Here is a 17626-nt window from a genome sequence, read left to right as displayed (position 1 = left end):
CGCGGCGGCACGTGCAACGAGGCCCGGCCCTCCGTCAGTTGACGGGGGGCCGGGCCCCGTTGTGCGATGGCCTGACGAGGCGTCCGGACGTATCCATGTGCATCAGCAACCGGCCGGAAGTAGATGGGTGCTTTTTGGCAGGCCCATTACGCCGTTGTCCAGTGGTTTTCTTCGGCGATCCGTCCGCATATCGATCGTCGCTCTCCGAAAGCTGCGTTAACGGTCCGTTTCGAGCGTGTCTGTCTGGGATCGCTTTGTCCGGATTTCGGGCAATCGCGATTCCTTGATGTTGTCAAAACGAGACCCCTTAAGTGTGGTTTACAGCCCGGTCGTACTTAATAGTTGGCTCCATTGAGCTCGGGTCAATGGGTCACGCACTGTGGGGAGTGCCGACTCACGAGCACACTAGGGGCACTGAAACGATCACCGTCAGGGGTGTCGGTGTATCAACTCCAGTGCCCTTCTTGTAGTCAAAAGTGGACTCATGAGGAGGAAACCCATGCGTGGTGCCAAGAGCGCCAAGTGGGTCGCGGGAGCGGCCATCATCGCCCTGGCCGCGACCGCCTGTGGTGGTAGCGACAGCGGCAGCGACAAGAGCATGAACTCCGGCAAGGCGGACCCGAACGGGATCCTGACCGCCCAGCTGAGCGAGCCGCAGAACCCGCTCCAGCCGGCGAACGCCAAGGAGAGCCAGGGCAGCCGTGTCCTGCGCACGATCTTCTCCGGCCTGGTCGACTACGAGCCCGGCACCGGCAAGCTCGTGAACGTGAACGCCGAGTCCGTGACGCCCAACGCGGACTCGTCCGTGTGGACCGTCAAGCTCAAGCCGGGCTGGAAGTTCCACGACGGCACCACGGTCACCTCCAAGTCCTTCGTGGACTCCTGGAACTGGTCGGCCAACGTCAAGAACAACCAGACCAACTCCAGCTGGTTCCAGGACATCAAGGGCTACGACGACGTCCACCCGGAGAAGGGTGCGCCGAAGGCCGACAAGATGTCCGGTCTGAAGATCGTCGACGAGAACACCTTCACGATCTCGCTGAAGGGCTCGGTCTCGTACTTCGCGTACAAGCTCGGCTACGACGTCTGGGCGCCGCTGCCCGAGTCCTTCTTCAAGGACCCGGCCGCCGCCGGCCAGAAGCCGATCGGCAACGGCCCCTACAAGTTCGTCTCGTGGGACCACAAGAAGCTGATCAAGGTCCGGAAGTTCGACGGTTACCAGGGCCCGAACAAGGCCAAGAACGGTGGCATCGACTTCAAGAACTACACCACCGCCGACGCCGCCTACTCGGACCTGCGGTCGAACAACCTCGACTGGATCGAGCAGGTCCCGACGACCTCGCTGACCAGCTACAAGCAGGACCTCGGCGACCGCGCCATCGACGCCGAGTACTCCGCGGTGCAGTCGATCGTCCCGGCGTTCTACACCAAGCAGTTCAAGGACATCGACCCCAAGGTCATCCAGGGCCTGTCGATGGGCATCGACCGTGACACGATCACCAAGACCGTGCTGCACGGCACCCGTACCCCGGCCGACTCGTTCGTCGCCCGCGGCGTGCTCGGCTACAAGCCCGGTGCCCTCGGCGACGTGACGAAGTTCGACCCGGCCCAGGCGAAGAAGCTCATCAAGGAAGGCGGCGGCGTTCCGGGCAACAAGATCTCGATCCAGTTCAACGCCGACCAGTCCCACAAGCCGTGGGTCGACGCGGTCTGCAACAGCATCCGCAAGGCCACCGGTGTCGAGTGCGTCGGTGACTCCAAGCCGGACTTCCAGGCGGACCTGAACGCCCGCGACAACAAGCAGGTCAAGTCCATGTACCGCGGTGGCTGGGTGCTCGACTACCCGGTCAACTCGAACTTCATGCGCGACCTGTACGGCACCACCGCTGCCGGTAACACCTCGGGCTACTCCAACAAGGAGTTCGACAAGCTCGCCGACAAGGCCGACAAGGCCAAGACGCTCGACGAGACCGTCAAGCTCTACCAGGACGCCGAGCAGCTCCTGAAGAACGACATGCCGGCCATCCCGCTGTGGTTCTACAAGAACAACTCGGGCCAGTCGGTCAACGTCTTCGGCAAGATTCCTTACGGCCAGGACGGTGACCCGATCTTCACCGACGTCCAGGTGAAGGCCAAGAAGTAACCATCGGGATCCGAAGGCCGGTTCCGCCGCCGCCCCCCTTCGAGGGCGGCGGCGGAACCGGCCCGTAGGCGTAGGCCCCGGGGCTCTCCCCCCACACCCCCGCGGCGGAGACCACTCTGAAAAGGCCATCGCCGACCCCTCACGGCATGGAGGCATGATGGGGCGTTACGTCGCAAGGCGACTGCTCCAGATGATCCCGGTATTCATCGGGACCACTCTGATTATTTTCCTCATGGTCCACATCCTTCCCGGAGACCCAATCCGGGCGATGTGGGGAGACAAGGCGGCAGACCCCGCACAGGTCGCGTCGCTGCGCCATGAGTTCGGACTCGACCAGCCCCTGTGGAAGCAGTACGTCGACTACATGGGCAATCTCTTCCAGGGCGACTTCGGCAAGACCTTCGGTGGTCGCCAAGTCATCGACGAGATGTCCGAGTCCTTCCCGGTGACGCTGCGGCTCACCGCGGTGGCGATGCTCATCGAGATCATCGTCGGCATCGGGCTCGGCGCCTGGGCGGGCCTGCGGGCCGGCAAGGCCGCCGACACCGGCGTGCTGATCTTCACCCTGATCGTCATCTCGATCCCGGTGTTCGTGCTCGGCTACCTCGCGCGCTTCGTCCTCGCGGACCAGCTCGGCTGGGTGGCACCGAACGTCCAGGACTCCACGAACTACGCGCAATTGTTCCTACCGGGCTTCGTGCTGGCCATGCTCTCCATGGCGTACGTGGCACGGCTGACCCGCACCACCTTCGCGGAGAACCTGCGCGCCGACTACATGCGTACCGCCATGGCCAAGGGCCTGCCGCGACGCCGCATCGTCGGTGTCCACCTGCTGCGCAACTCGCTGATCCCGGTCGTCACCTTCCTCGGTACGGACGTCGGCGGCTTCATCGGCGGCGCGGTCGTGACCGAGGGCATCTTCAACGTCCAGGGTGTCGGGAACCTGCTCTTCAAGGCGCTGCAGCAGCGCGAGGGTTCGACGATCGTCGGCGTTGTCACGGTCTTCGTCCTCGTCATCCTTGTGATCAACCTGCTCGTCGACCTGCTGTACGCGGTCCTGGACCCGAGGATCCGGTATGCCTGACGTCACCGAGACCAAGACCGAAGCGGCGGTGGACGCGGCTGCCGCAGCCACGGCCGCGGACGGCAAGGGCAAGACCCAGGACAAGCCGCGCAGCCTCTGGGGCGACGCATGGTTCGACCTGCGCCACCGCCCGATGTTCTGGATCTCCTCGATCCTCCTGCTGCTCCTGCTGCTCATCGCCGCGTTCCCGGGGATGTTCACCGGTGCGGACCCGCGCGACGGCGACCTGACCAACCACTTCCTGACCAAGCCGGAGCTGGGGCACTTCTTCCAGGCCGACTGGTTCGGGTACGACGGTCAGGGACGCTCGATCTACTCGCGTGTCATCTACGGCACCCGCGCCTCGATCATGGTCGGCGTCGGCGTGACCGCCGCGGTCACCCTGGTCGGCGGTCTGCTGGGCATGCTCGCCGGTTACTTCGGCGGCTGGCTCGACTCGATCATTTCCCGGGTCACCGACATCTTCTTCGGCATCCCGTTCCTGCTCGGTGCGATGGTCGTCCTGAACGCCTTCACCGACCGCAAGGTGTACGTGGTGATCCTGGCCCTGGCCTTCCTGGGCTGGACCTCGATCTGCCGTGTCATGCGTGCCTCGGTGATCACCGCGAAGCAGGCGGACTACGTGACGGCGGCGCGCGCGCTCGGCGCCGGCACCACGCGGATCCTCTTCCGGCACGTCCTTCCCAACGCGCTCGCCCCGACGATCGTCGTGGCCACCATCGCGCTCGGCGGGTACATCTCGGCCGAGGCGACGCTCTCGTTCCTCGGGCTCGGGCTCGCGGACCCGACGATCTCGTGGGGCATCGACATCGCGGAGGGCAGCCAGGCCATCCGTGACAACCCGCATGCGCTGCTGTTCCCGGCAGGAATGCTCAGCCTCACGGTCTTCGCGTTCATCATGCTCGGCGACGCGGTCCGCGACGCCCTCGACCCGAAGCTGCGCTGAGGAGGGCGTACGACGTGACCATCATGGACAAGACAGCAGACATCCCGGCGCCCCGCTCCGGGGGGCCGGACGACGCCCGACTCCTCGAAGTGCGCGACCTGCACGTGGAGTTCCACACGCGTGACGGTGTCGCCAAGGCCGTCAACGGTGTGAACTACAGCGTCGACTCGGGCGAGACCCTGGCCGTGCTCGGTGAGTCCGGTTCCGGCAAGTCCGTGACCGCTCAGGCGATCATGGGCATTCTCGACATGCCGCCCGGGAAGATCCCGCAGGGCCAGATCCTCTACCGCGGCCAGGACATGCTCACCATGAGCTACGAGGAGCGGCGGAAGATCCGTGGCCAGAAGATCGCGATGATCTTCCAGGACGCGCTCTCCTCGCTCAACCCCGTGCTCTCGGTCGGCTACCAGCTCGGCGAGATGTTCCGTGTCCACCAGGGACTCTCCAAGAAGCAGGCCAAGGTCAAGGCCATCGAGCTGATGGACCGGGTCAAGATCCCCGCCGCCAAGCAGCGGGTCGACGACTACCCGCACCAGTTCTCCGGCGGTATGCGCCAGCGCATCATGATCGCCATGGCGATGGCGCTGGAGCCGGACCTGATCATCGCGGACGAGCCGACCACCGCGCTCGACGTGACGGTCCAGGCCCAGGTCATGGACCTGCTCAAGGAGCTCCAGACGGAGTTCAACATGGGCCTGATCCTGATCACCCACGACCTCGGCGTGGTCGCCGACGTCGCGGACAAGATCGCGGTCATGTACGCGGGCCGGATCGTCGAGACGGCACCGGTGCACGAGCTGTACAAGCGGCCCGCGCACCCGTACACCCGCGGTCTGCTCGACTCGATCCCGCGGCTCGACCAGAAGGGCCAGGAGCTCTACGCGATCAAGGGCCTGCCGCCCAACCTGCTCAAGATCCCGTCCGGCTGCGCCTTCAACCCCCGCTGCCCCAAGGCGGAGGACATCTGCCGCACGGAGATCCCGGCCCTGGTGCCGGTCTCCGAGCAGGACGGCAGCGAGCTGCCCGGACGCGGCAGCGCCTGCCACTTCTGGAAGGAGACGATCCATGGCTGAGCTCGACAAGACGGACGGTTCCATGGACGCCACCCCGAACGTCACCGAGGTCGTGACGGTCGACGCCGTCGACGACACGGCGGCGGTCGCCGCGATCGAGGCACCGGTGGAGCGCGGTGAACCGATCCTCCAGGTGCGCAATCTGGTCAAGCACTTCCCGCTGAGCCAGGGCATCCTGTTCAAGCGCCAGGTCGGCGCGGTCAAGGCCGTGGACGGGGTCTCCTTCGACCTCTACCAGGGCGAGACCCTCGGCATCGTCGGCGAGTCCGGCTGTGGGAAGTCCACCGTCGCCAAGCTGCTGATGATGCTGGAGACGGCGACCGCGGGCCAGGTCTTCTACAAGGGCCAGGACATCACCAAGCTGTCCGGCCGCGCGCTGAAGGCGGTCCGCCGGAACATCCAGATGGTGTTCCAGGACCCGTACACCTCGCTGAACCCGCGTATGACGGTCGGCGACATCATCGGCGAGCCCTTCGACATCCACCCCGAGGTGGCCCCGAAGGGCAGCCGGCGGGCCAGGGTCCAGGAGCTGCTGGACGTCGTCGGCCTCAACCCGGAGTACATCAACCGCTACCCGCACCAGTTCTCCGGCGGCCAGCGCCAGCGCATCGGCATCGCCCGCGGCCTCGCGCTCAACCCGGAGATCATCGTCTGCGACGAGCCGGTCTCCGCGCTCGACGTGTCGGTGCAGGCGCAGGTCATCAACCTGATGGAGAAGCTCCAGGACGAGTTCAACCTCTCCTACCTCTTCATCGCGCACGACCTGTCGATCGTCCGGCACATCTCCGACCGGGTCGGCGTGATGTACCTCGGCAAGATGGCCGAGATCGGTACGGACACGGAGATCTACGACCACCCGACGCACCCCTACACCCAGGCGCTGCTGTCGGCGGTCCCGGTCCCGGACCCCGAGGCCCGTGAGCGCGGCGAGCGGATCATCCTGACCGGTGACGTCCCGTCGCCGGCGAACCCGCCGTCGGGCTGCAGCTTCCGTACGCGGTGCTGGAAGGCCCAGGACAAGTGCTCCACGGAGGTGCCGCTGCTGGCCGTCCCCGAGCGCTTCAAGGGCTCGGACACCCACGCGGCGCACGAGTCGGCGTGCCACTTCGCCGAGGAGAAGGACATCGTCGGCGCGGCTTCGTAGTACGGCCCGAAGCGGCTTCGCAGTACGGCCGAAATGACGCGAAAGCGCCCGGAACCCGCCGGTTCCGGGCGCTTTCGCGTCGTGTCCGGCAGGCGCACCGTCATCCTCCGCTGTTCATGACGGTACGTGCCCGACGGCCCCGACTACTTGTACTGGATGCCCCACAGGTTGCTGCTCTTCTTGACGGGGGCGACGTTGTTGGACTTCTTCCAGTTCTTGACCTTCTTGCAGCCGCCGCCGAACTTCGGCTCCAGGTGGGACTTCGTGACGCTGAAGCCCTTGGCCTCGTGGTACATCATCAGGCGGCCGCGGGTCTTGCCCTTCTTCTTCTCGACCTTCGCCGAGTAGGTCCAGGTGTCCGACTTGGACCAAGTCTTGCCGATGGCGACGCTGAACGAGGTGGACGCCTTCGCGAAGATGACACCCGCTTCGGCGCCGACGGTCGCCGTGCCGGTGGCGGTCCAGGAACCCGTCTTGTTCTTGGCGTAGCTGATGGTCACGCCGGGCTTCGCCCAGTCACTGTGCACCTGGGTGGCGCGCCAGACGGTCTTCTTGTCCCCGATGGAGTAGATCGGGGTGTCGTCGCACTTCGTGCCCGCCGATGCGGGTGCCGCCGCTCCGGCCACGACGCCGGCGCCGAGCAGAGCGCCGGTGACGACGGTACTGATGACACGCTTCACGCAGGTCCTCCTGATTTGGGGCCTTGTTGTGCGGTACGCGTCATACGTTATGGGTCAACTTCTGTGCGAGATAAGTGAGTTGAGGGACTATTGAGGTTTCTTTATGTGGAAGTGCGGATTCCGTAGGTTCTCGTGATTCCCGCCGGCGGGGGCAATGCGAAGACGCCTGGAGCCGGTCGATTCCAGGCGCCTTTTCCCGTGTGTCCGGCAACCGGGCTCGCCGGTGGCTCGGGTCAATGGGCGCCGACGTGCTCGGTTTCCCGGTCAGGGGCGAGGAGGGTCAGTCCTCGGCCTCGGGGTCCTTGCCCTTCTCCTTGGCGAACGCCACTGTGGCTCCGTCGCGGGCCTTCGGGACGGCCGCGACGGACCGGGTGTCCTCGGGGTAGTGGCAGGCCGTCAGATGGCCGTCCCGGCTGCCCTCCACCCGCACCAGCGGCGGGGCCTCGCTCGCGCACTTGTCCGTCGCCTTCCAGCAGCGGGTGCGGAAGCGGCAGCCCGACGGCGGGTTGACCGGGGAGGGCACGTCGCCGGTGAGCAGGATGCGCTCGCGGGACGGGGTGTCGTCGGCGGTCGCCTCGGGCACGGCCGAGAGCAGCGCCCTGGTGTACGGGTGGCGCGGGTTGCCGTACAGGTCGTCGCGGTCGGCGATCTCCACGATCCGGCCGAGGTACATGACCGCCACGCGCTGCGAGAAGTGGCGCACGATGGCCAGGTCGTGGGCGATGAACAGGAACGCGATGCCGAGTTCCTTCTGCAGCTTCTGCAGCAGGTTCACCACCTGGGCCTGGATCGACACGTCCAGCGCCGAGACCGGCTCGTCGGCCACGATCAGCTTCGGCTCCAGGGCGAGCGCGCGGGCCACCCCGATGCGCTGGCGCTGGCCGCCGGAGAATTCGTGCGGGAAGCGGTTGTAATGCTCCGGGTTGAGCCCGACGGTCTCCAGCAGCTCCCGGGCGCGCGCCTCGCGGCCGCCCGCCGGGTCGATACCGTTGATCTCCATCGGCGCGGTGATGATCTTGCCGACGGTCTGCCGCGGGTTCAGCGAGGCATACGGGTCCTGGAAGATCATCTGGATCTCGGAGCGGACCGGGGCCAGCTGCTTGCGCGAGGCGTGGGTGATGTCCTGCCCGCGGTAGGAGATCCGGCCGGCCGTCGGTTCCAGCAGCCGGGTGATCAGCCGGCCCGTGGTCGACTTGCCGCAGCCGGACTCGCCGACCAGGCCCAGACTCTCGCCCTCGGCGACGCTGAAGTCCAGCCCGTCGACGGCCTGGACCGCACCGACCGTCCGCCGGATCGGGAAGCCCGCCTTGATCGGGAAGTGCTTGGTGAGTCCGGAGACGTCCAGGAGAGGATCTTTGCTGCTCATTGGTGGGGAAATCCCGTCTCTTGTACGTCAGTTGGACCGGGTGCCGGCGAAGTCCGCGAAGAACTCGGCGCGCTGCTCCGCGGTGAGGTGGCAGGCGGCGCCGCGCCCGGCGGTGAGCTCCAGCGGCGGCTGGTCGGTCGCGCAGCGCTTGCCGCCGACCTGCTCGGTGAATGTGCACCGGGGGTGGAAGCGGCAGCCGGTCGGCGGGTTGAGGAGGCTCGGCGGGGAGCCGGGGATCGGCGACAGCGGTACGTCGACCGGCCCTTCGAGACTGGGCATGGAGCCCAGCAGCCCCCAGGTGTACGGGTGCTGGGGCGCCCGCAGCACCTCCTTCTTCGTACCGCGCTCGACACAGCGCCCGCCGTACATCACCAGCACGTCGTCCGCGATGTCGGCGATGACGCCGAGGTCGTGGGTGATGAAGATGATCGAGGTGCCGGTCTCCTGCTGGAGGTCCTTCAGCAGGTCCATGATCTGGGCCTGCACGGTGACGTCCAGCGCGGTGGTCGGCTCGTCCGCGATCAGCAGCTCCGGGTCGCAGACCAGGGACATGGCGATCATGGCGCGCTGGCGCATGCCGCCGGAGAACTGGTGCGGATAGTCGTCCACCCGCATGTCGGGCTGCGGGATGCCCACCTTGGTGAGCATCTCCACGGCCCGCGCCCTGGCTTCGCGCTTGGAGGCCCCGGTGTGCTTGCGGTACGCCTCACCGATCTGCTTGCCGACGGTGTGGTACGGCGAGAGCGAGGCCAGGGCGTCCTGGAAGATCATGGCCATCTTGTTGCCGCGCAGCCGCTCCAGCTCCCGCTCCGAAGCGGCGAGCAGATCCTGTCCGTCGAGCAGGATCTCACCGTCGATCTCGGTGTGGTCGGGGTGGTGCAGGCCCAGGATCGTCAGGTTGGTGACGGACTTCCCGGAGCCGGACTCACCGACGATGCCGAGGGTCTTGCCCTTCTCCACGTCGAAGGAGAGGCCGTCGACGGCCTTGACGACGCCGTCCTCGGTCGAGAAGTGGACGTGTAGATCCCTGACGGAGAGGAGTGGCTGCTGATCGGTGCTCGTCACGGGGACGCTCCAGGAGGATGTTGCGGGAGAAGAGGTGGGCCGGAACGGGAGTGGGGTCAGGCGAGCCGGATCCGCGGGTCGATGAGGCCGTAGACGGCGTCGACGACGATGTTGGCGAAGACGATCGCGCCCGCCGCGACGATGGTGACGCCGAGCAGCATGGGCAGGTCGCTGGTGTCGACGGAGCGCACCGAGAGCTGGCCGAGGCCCTGGAGGCTGAAGGTCATCTCGGTGATGATGGCACCGCCGATCAGGGTGCCCAGGTCGATGCCGAAGATCGTGACGATCGGACCCATGGCGCCGCGCCAGGCGAAGCGGAAGAAGACCGAGCGGCGGGACAGCCCCTTGGCGCGCGCGGTGCGGACATAGTCCTCACTGAGCTGCTCCACGAGCTGGGAGCGGGTCATACGGGTGTAGTTGGCGGTGAAGATGATCGACAGCACCAGCCAGGGCAGCAGCAGGCCGGAGGCCCATTTGCCGGGGCTCTCGGTGAACGGGGTGTACGAGGGCTGTGCGAGCAGGCCCATCTGCTGCACCAGGAGGAACATCGCGATGTAGCCGACGAAGTAGATCTGCAGCGAGGAGCCGAGCAGCGAGGCCGAGCTGGCGATCTTGTCGAGCAGCTTGCCCTGCTTGACCGCGGCGAGCATGCCCGTGCCGACACCGAAGATGAGGAAGAAGAAGGCCGCGCCCAGCGAGAGCGAGAGCGTCAGCGGCAGCCGGTCCATGATCGTGCCGAACACCGGCTGGCGGTTGGTGAACGAGTAGCCGAGGCAGGGCGCCGGGCAGTGGCCGTAGTTGCCGTAGTCGCGCCCGACGAAGATGCCGGACAGCCAGTTCCAGTACTGGACGGGCATCGGGTCGGCGATACCCAGGTTCTGCTTGATCTGCGCGATGAGCTCGGGCGTGCAGACCTTGCCGCAGGCCAGCCGGGCGGGGTCACGGGGTATCGCGTAGAAGAGGTAGAAGGTGATGGCGCTGATGACCAACAGAATGACGAGAGCGCCGGTCACGCGGCGGAGAAGAAATCGAAGCATGGGGTCGTGACTTTCCGGGTGAGGCGCCGTCGCCGGGGGGCAGTGAGCGGGGGAGTGACCGGGGACGGCCTGCCGGTCCGGCAGGCCGTCCCCTCGGGATCACGCCTTGGCGTAGAGCTTGGTGATCGCGATGCCGTTGTTCCCACCGTCGTAGACCACGCCGCCGACCTTGGAGCCGTGCAGCCAGTTACGGATCGGCCAGTAGTCCGGCACGCACGCGGCCAGCTCCATGATCTGCCGGTCGATCGCCCCCCAGGCCTTGTTGGCCTCCTCCGTGTCGGTGATCTTGGCCGCCGCGTCGATGGCCTTGTTGACGCCCGCGTCGTTCAGCTGCGGCCAGTTGGACGCGCCGTCGGCGATCACCCGGCCGTCGAAGGTCGGCTGGAGGGCCGTGTAGCCACCCGGCCAGTCGGCGGACCAGCCGGCCGCGAACATGTCGTAGTGGTTGTCGATCTGGGCGATCTGGCTGTAGAAGGAGGTCTTGTCGACCTGCTTCGTCACCACGTCGAATCCCGCCTTGGTGAGCGCGTTCTTGATGGCGACCGCCTGCTTGACCGCGTTGTCGGACTGCTGGAAGGCGATGACGATCTTCTGGCCCTCCTTGCCGGCCTCCTTCAGCAGCTCCTTGGCCTTGGCCGGGTCCCCCGCGGGCTTCTTCTTCTTGCCGTAGAGGTCGAAGTCGATGTGACCCGGCGTGAGCGGGCTGATGATGGTGGTGGCGATCTCGGAGGAGGAGGCTCCGCCGCGGATCAGCTGGGTCTGCTGCGCGGGCCAGGCGTGGTTGAGCGCCTGACGGACCTTCACGTCGGGGATCCGCTTGGTGTTGATCGCGTAGTAGTACGTGGCCGCGTCGAGGTGCGTCATGATGCGCTTCTTCAGCGCCGGGTCACCGAGGGCCTTCTGGATGCGCTCGGCCGCGACCTCGTTGAAGATCGACACCGTGTGCTGGTCGTTGCCCTGGTCCGCGATGTAGCGGTCCGTCGACGCCAGCCACTGGAAGCCGAACTGCATCTGGAACTTGTCCGGGTACGCGTTGCGGATCGGGTCCGTCTTCGGGTCCCAGTGCGGGTTGCGCGACAGCGACATCGACTTGCCGACCTGGCGGGCGTCGATCTTGTACGGGCCGCAGGAGAACGGCTTCTTGTCGTAGTCCTCCTTGTTGTCGTGCTTCTTCGGCACCAAGGAGAAGGACCGCATGCCCAGCGTGAAGTTGAAGTCGGCGCGGGCCTCCTTGAGGTGGAAGATCACGGTCTTGCCGTCGATCTCGATGGAGTCAAGGTGCTTGCCCTCGTAGGGGCCCTTGTACTTCTCGCCGCCGACGAGCCACTCCTGCGGGTAACGCGGGCCGAACGTCACGAACTTGGCGAAGAGCCGCTCGAAGGTGTGGCGGACATCCTCCATCGTGATGTCCGAGCCGTCCTCCCACTTCCCGCCGTCCTTCAGGGTGAAGGACCAGGTCTTGCCGCCGTCCTTGGTGGTGCCGGCGTCGGTGGCGAGGTCGCCCACGAGCGTGGTGGTGCCGTCGTCGGCCACCTTGTAGCCGACCAGGCCACGCATGAACAGCGGGGTGAGGAGGCTCTCGTAGGACGACCAGATCTGTGCCGGGTCCAGGTGGTCGCAGTCCATCGTCTCCATCGTGTAGAGCGTGCCGCCCTTGACCGCGCCCGGGACCTCGGGGGCGGGGCCGGTGGAGTCGGCCTTGGTGCCGACCAGGATCTCGGCGCCCTTGTTGCCGGTGACCTTCTTGGGGCCGTCGCCGTTCCCCTTGCCGCCGCCCGCGTCACCGCTGCTGCATGCGCTCAGGACAGTGGAGCTCGCGGCCGCCACACCGGTGGCGATGAGGAAGTTTCTGCGGGAGAAAGACATGCGTATCGGTCCTTGAGGTCGGTGGACGAAGCAGGAACGACAGGCCGGACCACGGGGACCGGGCTGTACGGAGAGAAGGCTCAGCCCTTGGACTTCGGGTCGAGCGCGTCGCGTACGGAGTCGCCGAGCAGGTTGAAGGCGAGCACGAAGATGATCATCGAGATGCCCGGGAAGAGCATGAAGGTGATGTCGTCCGTGTAGAACGACGCTCCGCGCTGGATCATCACGCCCCAGTCGGGAGTCGGGTCGATGATGCCGACACCGAGGAAGGCCAGACCCGCCTCGGCCGTCACGAAGGCCGGCAGGGCGAGGGTGGACTGGATCAGGATCGGCGTCCAGAGGTTCGGCAGCAGTTCCTTGAAGATGATCCGGGCGGGAGAGGCCCCGGTCACCTTCGCGGCCTCGACGAACTCCCGCTCACGCAGGGCAAGTACCTGGCCGCGGAGCAGGCGGGCCATCGAGGCCCAGCCGAAGGCGGTGAGGGCGAGGATCAGACAGGTGGCCCGCAGCGACGTCGGGATGTCGTCGTCCGGCGAGACGAACAGCCCGTAGATGACCGGCATGAAGGCGATGAAGAAGAGCGTCGACGGGAACGACAGCAGGATGTCGATGACCCGGCCGATGAAGTAGTCCGTCTTGCCGCCCAGGTAGCCGGCGGTGATACCGATGGCCACGCCGATGACCGTGACGAGAATGGTGGCCGCCGCCGCGAGGAGCAGCGAGGTGCGGATCCCGTACAGCAGGAACGTGAAGACGTCCCGGCCGAGCTGGGGCTCGATGCCGAACCAGAAGTCGCCGCTGATACCGCCGTTGGGCAGGGCCGGATAGCCGAAGCCGTTGAGCAGTTCCGGGTTGTCCTGGCCGTACGTCGTGTACGGATCCTTGCCGTAGAGCTTGGCGATCAGTGGTGCGCAGATGGCCAACAGGAAGAAGACGACGACCACATAGGCCGAGATCACACCGGTGCGGTCGCGCTTGAAGCGCCGCCAGGCCAGTTTCCCCGGCGAGCGGCCTTCGGCACCCTTGGGTGTCGAGGCGCCCGGTATCTGCGACTTGGCGTCCACCGCTTCAAGTGGCGTGGCTGCGTTCGTGGTTGGACTTGTCATGGTGCTCCTGGCCCGGAGGGTCGAAGGACTCCGCAGGGCAACACCTACGGGCTACCCGGACTTTTTCAACGCAATTCATGCAGGGTCAATGAATGTCCGACGCCCTTGGCGCGCTCTTTGGAAATTTGACTAGTTCATGACCTTATTTAGGGGGTGGCATTGCTTCCGTTTGGCTTTTTCGAAGGTGTGTTCGCGACTTAACGGGTGAAGTCCGGCAATGAGTCCGATATGCGGGCGTGGTTGTCTCGGAATTCGTACATCCGGTCAGACCGGCTCGCGGTCGATGCGTATTCGATGCGCGGCCGTTATCGCTCCGCCGTCTGCCGGGGGGCACGCCCGGAGCTTCTTCTGCCGTGGAGTGCCACTCGGGTGGGCTCCGACTCGCCCGAATGGGTGGAGTAAATGTGCGTGATATCCGATATGCGGTGATATTTGACCCTACGTATGACGGAGCACTACGAGGAGGCACTCCATGCGCGGAGCCACACAGGCCAGGTGGGCCGCATGTGCGGTCGTCGTCGCCCTGGCGGCGACGGCATGTGGCGGAGGGGGCAGCAGCAGTGGCGGCGGTGGGGCGAACGGAATCGTGAGCTCTTCCTGGGGTGACCCGCAGAACCCGCTCGAACCCGCGAACACCAATGAGGTGCAGGGCGGCAAGGTCCTCGACATGATCTTCCGGGGGCTCAAGAGGTACGACCCGAAGACCGGCGCGGCCGACAACATGCTCGCCGAGAAGATCGACACCAAGGACAACCAGAACTTCACGATCACCGTGAAGGACGGCTGGACCTTCAGCAACGGCGAGAAGATCACCGCCAAGTCGTTCGTGGACGCCTGGAACTACGGTGCCCTGCTGAAGAACAATCAGAAGAACGCCTACTTCTTCGGATACATCGACGGCTACAAGGACGTCCACCCGGACACCGGCAGCGCCACCGCGAACACGCTCTCCGGCCTCAAGGTCGTCGACGGCAAGACGTTCACCGTCAAGCTGTCGCAGAAGTTCTCCCTCTGGCCGGACACCCTCGGCTACCCGGCCTTCGCCCCGCTGCCCAAGGCGTTCTTCACCGACCACGCCGCCTGGGTGGCCAAGCCGATCGGCAACGGGCCGTACACCGTCGACAAGTACACCAAGGGCTCGTCGATGAACCTGCGCAAGTGGGACAAGTACCCCGGGGACGACAAGGCGCAGAACGGCGGCATCGACCTCAAGGTCTACACCGACAACAACACCGCCTACACGGACCTGACGGCCGGCAACCTCGACCTGGTCGACGACGTGCCCGCCTCGCAGCTGAAGAACGTCAAGGCGGACCTCGGCGACCGCTACATCAACACCCCGGCCGGCATCATCCAGACCCTCGCCTTCCCCTTCTACGACAAGAAGTGGGACACCCCGAACGGTGCCAAGGTCCGACAGGGCCTGTCGATGGCGATCAACCGCCAGCAGATCACCGATCAGATCTTCCAGAAGACCCGCACCCCCGCCTCCGACTGGACCTCCCCGGTCCTCGGCGCGGACGGCGGCTTCAAGGAGGGGCTGTGCGGCGCGCCCTGCGAGTACAACGCGGCGAACGCCAAGAAGCTGATCCAGGAAGGCGGCGGCATCCCCGGCGGCCAGCTCAAGATCTCGTACAACGGTGACACCGGCTCGCACAAGGAGTGGGTCGACGCCGTCTGCAACAGCATCAACAAGGTGATGGGCAACAACAAGGCGTGCGTCGGCGCCCCGGTCGGCACCTTCGCCGACTTCCGCAACCAGGTCACCCAGCAGAAGCTGACCGGTGCCTGGCGGGCCGGCTGGCAGATGGACTACCCGCTCATCCAGAACTTCCTCCAGCCCCTGTACTACACCGACGCCTCGTCCAACGACGGCAAGTGGAGCAACAAGGAGTTCGACGGGCTCGTCGACAAGGCCAACGCCGAGTCCGAACGGGCCAAGGCCGTCTCCACCTTCCAGGACGCGGAGAAGGTCCTGGTCGCCCAGATGCCCGTCATCCCGCTCTGGTACCAGAACGGCAGCGCCGGCTACTCGGACCGGATCTCCAACGTGTCGCTGAACCAGTTCAGCGTCCCGGTCTACGAGCAGATCAAGGTCAAGTGACCCGCTGAGGCCGGGTGGCCGGTGCGCTCCTGGCACCGGCCACCCGGCTTGCCCGTCCCCCCGACGCGTCACTCCCCAGCCCTGAGCCCCTGACCCCCCGCGATCTCCGGAGCCCTGCATGGGACGTTATGTGATCCGGCGGCTGCTGCAGATGATCCCGGTCTTCTTCGGCACCACGCTGTTGATCTTCCTCATGGTGAACGTGATGGGCGACCCCATCGCGGGCCTCTGCGGCGACCGCGCGTGCGACCCCGCGACCGAGGCCCAGCTCCGCGCGGAGTTCGGCCTCGACAAGCCCGTCTGGCAGCAATACCTCACCTACATGGGCAATGTCTTCACCGGCGACTTCGGCACCGCGTTCAACGGGCAGAAGGTCACCGAGCTGATGGCCACCGCCTTCCCCATCACGATCCGGCTCACCGTTGTCGCGATCGTCTTCGAGATCGTCATCGGCATCAGCCTCGGCGTCGTCACCGGCCTGCGCCGCGGCCGTCCCGTCGACACCACCGTGCTCATCCTGACCCTGGTCGTCATCTCCATCCCGACCTTCGTCACCGGCCTGCTGCTCCAGCTCCTCCTCGGAGTCGAATGGGGCATCATCAAACCCTCCGTCTCCCCGGAGGCCCCCTTCAACGAGCTGCTCGTACCCGGACTCGTCCTCGCCTCGGTCTCCCTGGCGTACGTCACCCGGCTCACCCGGACCTCCATCGCGGAGAACGCCCGCGCCGACTACGTCCGTACCGCCGTCGCCAAGGGCCTGCCCAGGCGCCGCGTCGTCATCCGGCACCTGCTGCGCAACTCGCTGATCCCGGTCGTCACCTTCATCGGCACCGACGTGGGCGCGCTGATGGGCGGGGCGATCGTCACGGAGCGGATCTTCAACATCCACGGCGTCGGCTTCCAGCTCTACCAGGGCATCCTGCGCCAGAACTCCCAGACCGTCGTCGGCTTCGTCACCATCCTGGTCCTCGTCTTCCTGGCGGCGAACCTGATCGTCGACCTGCTCTACGCCGTACTCGACCCGAGGATCCGCTATGCCTGAGCAGACACCGGACGAGGCGATCTCGTCGGCCGGAGCGGGAGGTGTGATGGATCTCGCCCTGGAGGAGGGCACGACCCTCGAAAGGACACCCGGCGGCCCCGAGGGCACCGGCCCCGCGGAGAAACCGCGCAGTCTGTGGTCCGACGCCTGGCGGGACCTGCGCCGCAACCCGGTCTTCATCATCTCGGCCCTGATCATCCTCTTCCTGGTGATCATCTCGATCTGGCCGTCGCTGATCGCCGATCAGGACCCCCTCAACTGCGATCTGGCCAAGGCCCAGCAGGGCTCCCAGCCCGGGCACCCCTTCGGCTTCGACGGACAGGGCTGCGACGTGTACACCCGTACCGTCTACGGGGCCAGGAACTCGGTGACCGTCGGCGTCTGCTCCACCCTCGGCGTCACCCTGCTCGGCGGCGTCCTCGGCGGACTCGCCGGCTTCTTCGGCGGCTGGTGGGACTCGATCCTCTCCCGCCTCACCGACGTCTTCTTCGGCATCCCCGTGGTCCTCGGCGGCCTGGTCTTCCTCTCCGTGGTCACCAGCTCCACCGTCTGGCCGGTGATCGGCTTCATCGTGCTGCTGGGCTGGCCGCAGATCGCCCGCATCGCCCGCGGCTCCGTGATCACCGCCAAACAGAACGACTACGTACAGGCGGCGCGGGCGCTCGGCGCCTCCAACAGCCGGATGATGCTGCGCCACATCACCCCGAACGCCATCGCGCCGGTCATCGTCGTCGCGACCATCGCGCTCGGTACGTACATCTCGCTGGAGGCGACCCTCTCGTTCCTCGGCGTCGGCCTGAAACCGCCGGCCGTCTCCTGGGGCATCGACATCTCAGCCGCGTCCCAGTACATCCGCAACGCCCCGCACATGCTGCTCTGGCCCGCCGGAGCCCTGGCGGTCACCGTGCTCGCCTTCATCATGCTCGGCGACGCGGTGCGCGACGCCCTCGACCCCAAGCTGCGCTGAGGA

General features: G+C 66.2%; 14 protein-coding genes. 8 read left to right on the top strand and 6 right to left on the bottom strand.

Features of this window, described 5'->3' with window-relative positions:
- The first annotated feature begins 499 nt into the window (after positions 1 to 499).
- From OHA19_RS14560 to OHA19_RS14540, 5 genes are all read left to right on the top strand, one after another.
- Positions 500 to 2143, top strand: a complete 1644-nt coding sequence (locus OHA19_RS14560; protein ID WP_405716366.1) for an ABC transporter substrate-binding protein — start codon at positions 500 to 502, stop codon at positions 2141 to 2143.
- 157 nt (positions 2144 to 2300) lie between these two features.
- Entirely contained in the window at positions 2301 to 3227 is a 927-nt protein-coding gene (locus OHA19_RS14555) for an ABC transporter permease (RefSeq protein WP_405716368.1), read from the top strand.
- Positions 3220 to 4173, top strand: a complete 954-nt coding sequence (locus OHA19_RS14550) for an ABC transporter permease (protein ID WP_405716369.1) — start codon at positions 3220 to 3222, stop codon at positions 4171 to 4173. The genes OHA19_RS14555 and OHA19_RS14550 overlap by 8 nt, the downstream gene beginning before the upstream one ends.
- A gap of 14 nt (positions 4174 to 4187) precedes the next feature.
- Positions 4188 to 5246 (top strand): ABC transporter ATP-binding protein, encoded by a 1059-nt coding sequence (locus OHA19_RS14545; RefSeq protein WP_405716370.1) that lies wholly within the window; start codon positions 4188 to 4190, stop codon positions 5244 to 5246.
- Positions 5239 to 6390, top strand: coding sequence for an ABC transporter ATP-binding protein (locus OHA19_RS14540; RefSeq protein ID WP_405716371.1), 1152 nt, complete (start codon positions 5239 to 5241; stop codon positions 6388 to 6390). Before OHA19_RS14545 ends, OHA19_RS14540 begins: the two co-directional genes overlap by 8 nt.
- Before the next feature lie 143 nt (positions 6391 to 6533).
- Here the strand turns inward: OHA19_RS14540 and OHA19_RS14535 are convergent, their stop codons facing one another.
- The 6 genes from OHA19_RS14535 to OHA19_RS14510 form a co-directional block, all read right to left on the bottom strand.
- Positions 6534 to 7070, bottom strand: a complete 537-nt coding sequence (locus tag OHA19_RS14535) for a hypothetical protein (protein WP_405716373.1) — start codon at positions 7068 to 7070, stop codon at positions 6534 to 6536.
- 280 nt (positions 7071 to 7350) lie between these two features.
- A complete protein-coding gene (locus OHA19_RS14530; RefSeq protein WP_405716375.1) occupies positions 7351 to 8436 on the bottom strand; it encodes an ABC transporter ATP-binding protein in 1086 nt (361 codons plus the stop codon).
- 27 nt (positions 8437 to 8463) lie between these two features.
- On the bottom strand, positions 8464 to 9501 hold the full coding sequence (locus OHA19_RS14525; RefSeq protein WP_405716376.1) for an ABC transporter ATP-binding protein: 1038 nt from the start codon (positions 9499 to 9501) through the stop codon (positions 8464 to 8466).
- Between the two features lie 56 nt (positions 9502 to 9557).
- The gene (locus OHA19_RS14520; RefSeq protein WP_405716377.1) at positions 9558 to 10538 is read right to left on the bottom strand and encodes an ABC transporter permease; all 981 of its coding nucleotides are present in this window, start codon (positions 10536 to 10538) and stop codon (positions 9558 to 9560) included.
- A gap of 99 nt (positions 10539 to 10637) precedes the next feature.
- Positions 10638 to 12404, bottom strand: coding sequence for an ABC transporter substrate-binding protein (locus OHA19_RS14515; protein WP_405716378.1), 1767 nt, complete (start codon positions 12402 to 12404; stop codon positions 10638 to 10640).
- 80 nt (positions 12405 to 12484) lie between these two features.
- Positions 12485 to 13510 (bottom strand): ABC transporter permease, encoded by a 1026-nt coding sequence (locus OHA19_RS14510; protein WP_405716380.1) that lies wholly within the window; start codon positions 13508 to 13510, stop codon positions 12485 to 12487.
- A gap of 472 nt (positions 13511 to 13982) precedes the next feature.
- Between OHA19_RS14510 and OHA19_RS14505 the strand changes: the two genes are divergently transcribed.
- The 3 genes from OHA19_RS14505 to OHA19_RS14495 all read left to right on the top strand — a co-directional run bounded on the left by OHA19_RS14505 (position 13983) and on the right by OHA19_RS14495 (position 17623).
- Positions 13983 to 15614 carry an ABC transporter substrate-binding protein gene (locus tag OHA19_RS14505; RefSeq protein WP_405716382.1) on the top strand — a complete coding sequence of 544 codons (1632 nt, stop codon included), beginning with the start codon at positions 13983 to 13985 and terminating at the stop codon, positions 15612 to 15614.
- 118 nt (positions 15615 to 15732) lie between these two features.
- A complete protein-coding gene (locus OHA19_RS14500; RefSeq protein WP_266729909.1) occupies positions 15733 to 16656 on the top strand; it encodes an ABC transporter permease in 924 nt (307 codons plus the stop codon).
- Positions 16649 to 17623, top strand: a complete 975-nt coding sequence (locus OHA19_RS14495; RefSeq protein WP_405716384.1) for an ABC transporter permease — start codon at positions 16649 to 16651, stop codon at positions 17621 to 17623. Before OHA19_RS14500 ends, OHA19_RS14495 begins: the two co-directional genes overlap by 8 nt.
- Positions 17624 to 17626 lie beyond the last annotated feature (3 nt).

Origin of the sequence: Streptomyces sp. NBC_00012 (assembly GCF_045040875.1) — a bacterium.
Lineage (GTDB): Bacteria > Actinomycetota > Actinomycetes > Streptomycetales > Streptomycetaceae > Streptomyces.
The sequence above is the reverse complement of the archived record's forward strand: the minus strand, read 5'-3'. Positions and strand labels throughout refer to the sequence as shown.

Coding starts and splice junctions, on each gene's coding strand:
- OHA19_RS14555 (WP_405716368.1), top strand. CDS start 2,301: ATGGGGCGTTACGTCGCAAGGCGACTGCTCCAGATGATCCCGGTATTC.
- OHA19_RS14560 (WP_405716366.1), top strand. CDS start 500: ATGCGTGGTGCCAAGAGCGCCAAGTGGGTCGCGGGAGCGGCCATCATC.
- OHA19_RS14510 (WP_405716380.1), bottom strand. CDS start 13,510: ATGACAAGTCCAACCACGAACGCAGCCACGCCACTTGAAGCGGTGGAC.
- OHA19_RS14530 (WP_405716375.1), bottom strand. CDS start 8,436: ATGAGCAGCAAAGATCCTCTCCTGGACGTCTCCGGACTCACCAAGCAC.
- OHA19_RS14505 (WP_405716382.1), top strand. CDS start 13,983: ATGCGCGGAGCCACACAGGCCAGGTGGGCCGCATGTGCGGTCGTCGTC.
- OHA19_RS14520 (WP_405716377.1), bottom strand. CDS start 10,538: ATGCTTCGATTTCTTCTCCGCCGCGTGACCGGCGCTCTCGTCATTCTG.
- OHA19_RS14540 (WP_405716371.1), top strand. CDS start 5,239: ATGGCTGAGCTCGACAAGACGGACGGTTCCATGGACGCCACCCCGAAC.
- OHA19_RS14495 (WP_405716384.1), top strand. CDS start 16,649: ATGCCTGAGCAGACACCGGACGAGGCGATCTCGTCGGCCGGAGCGGGA.
- OHA19_RS14550 (WP_405716369.1), top strand. CDS start 3,220: ATGCCTGACGTCACCGAGACCAAGACCGAAGCGGCGGTGGACGCGGCT.
- OHA19_RS14500 (WP_266729909.1), top strand. CDS start 15,733: ATGGGACGTTATGTGATCCGGCGGCTGCTGCAGATGATCCCGGTCTTC.
- OHA19_RS14515 (WP_405716378.1), bottom strand. CDS start 12,404: ATGTCTTTCTCCCGCAGAAACTTCCTCATCGCCACCGGTGTGGCGGCC.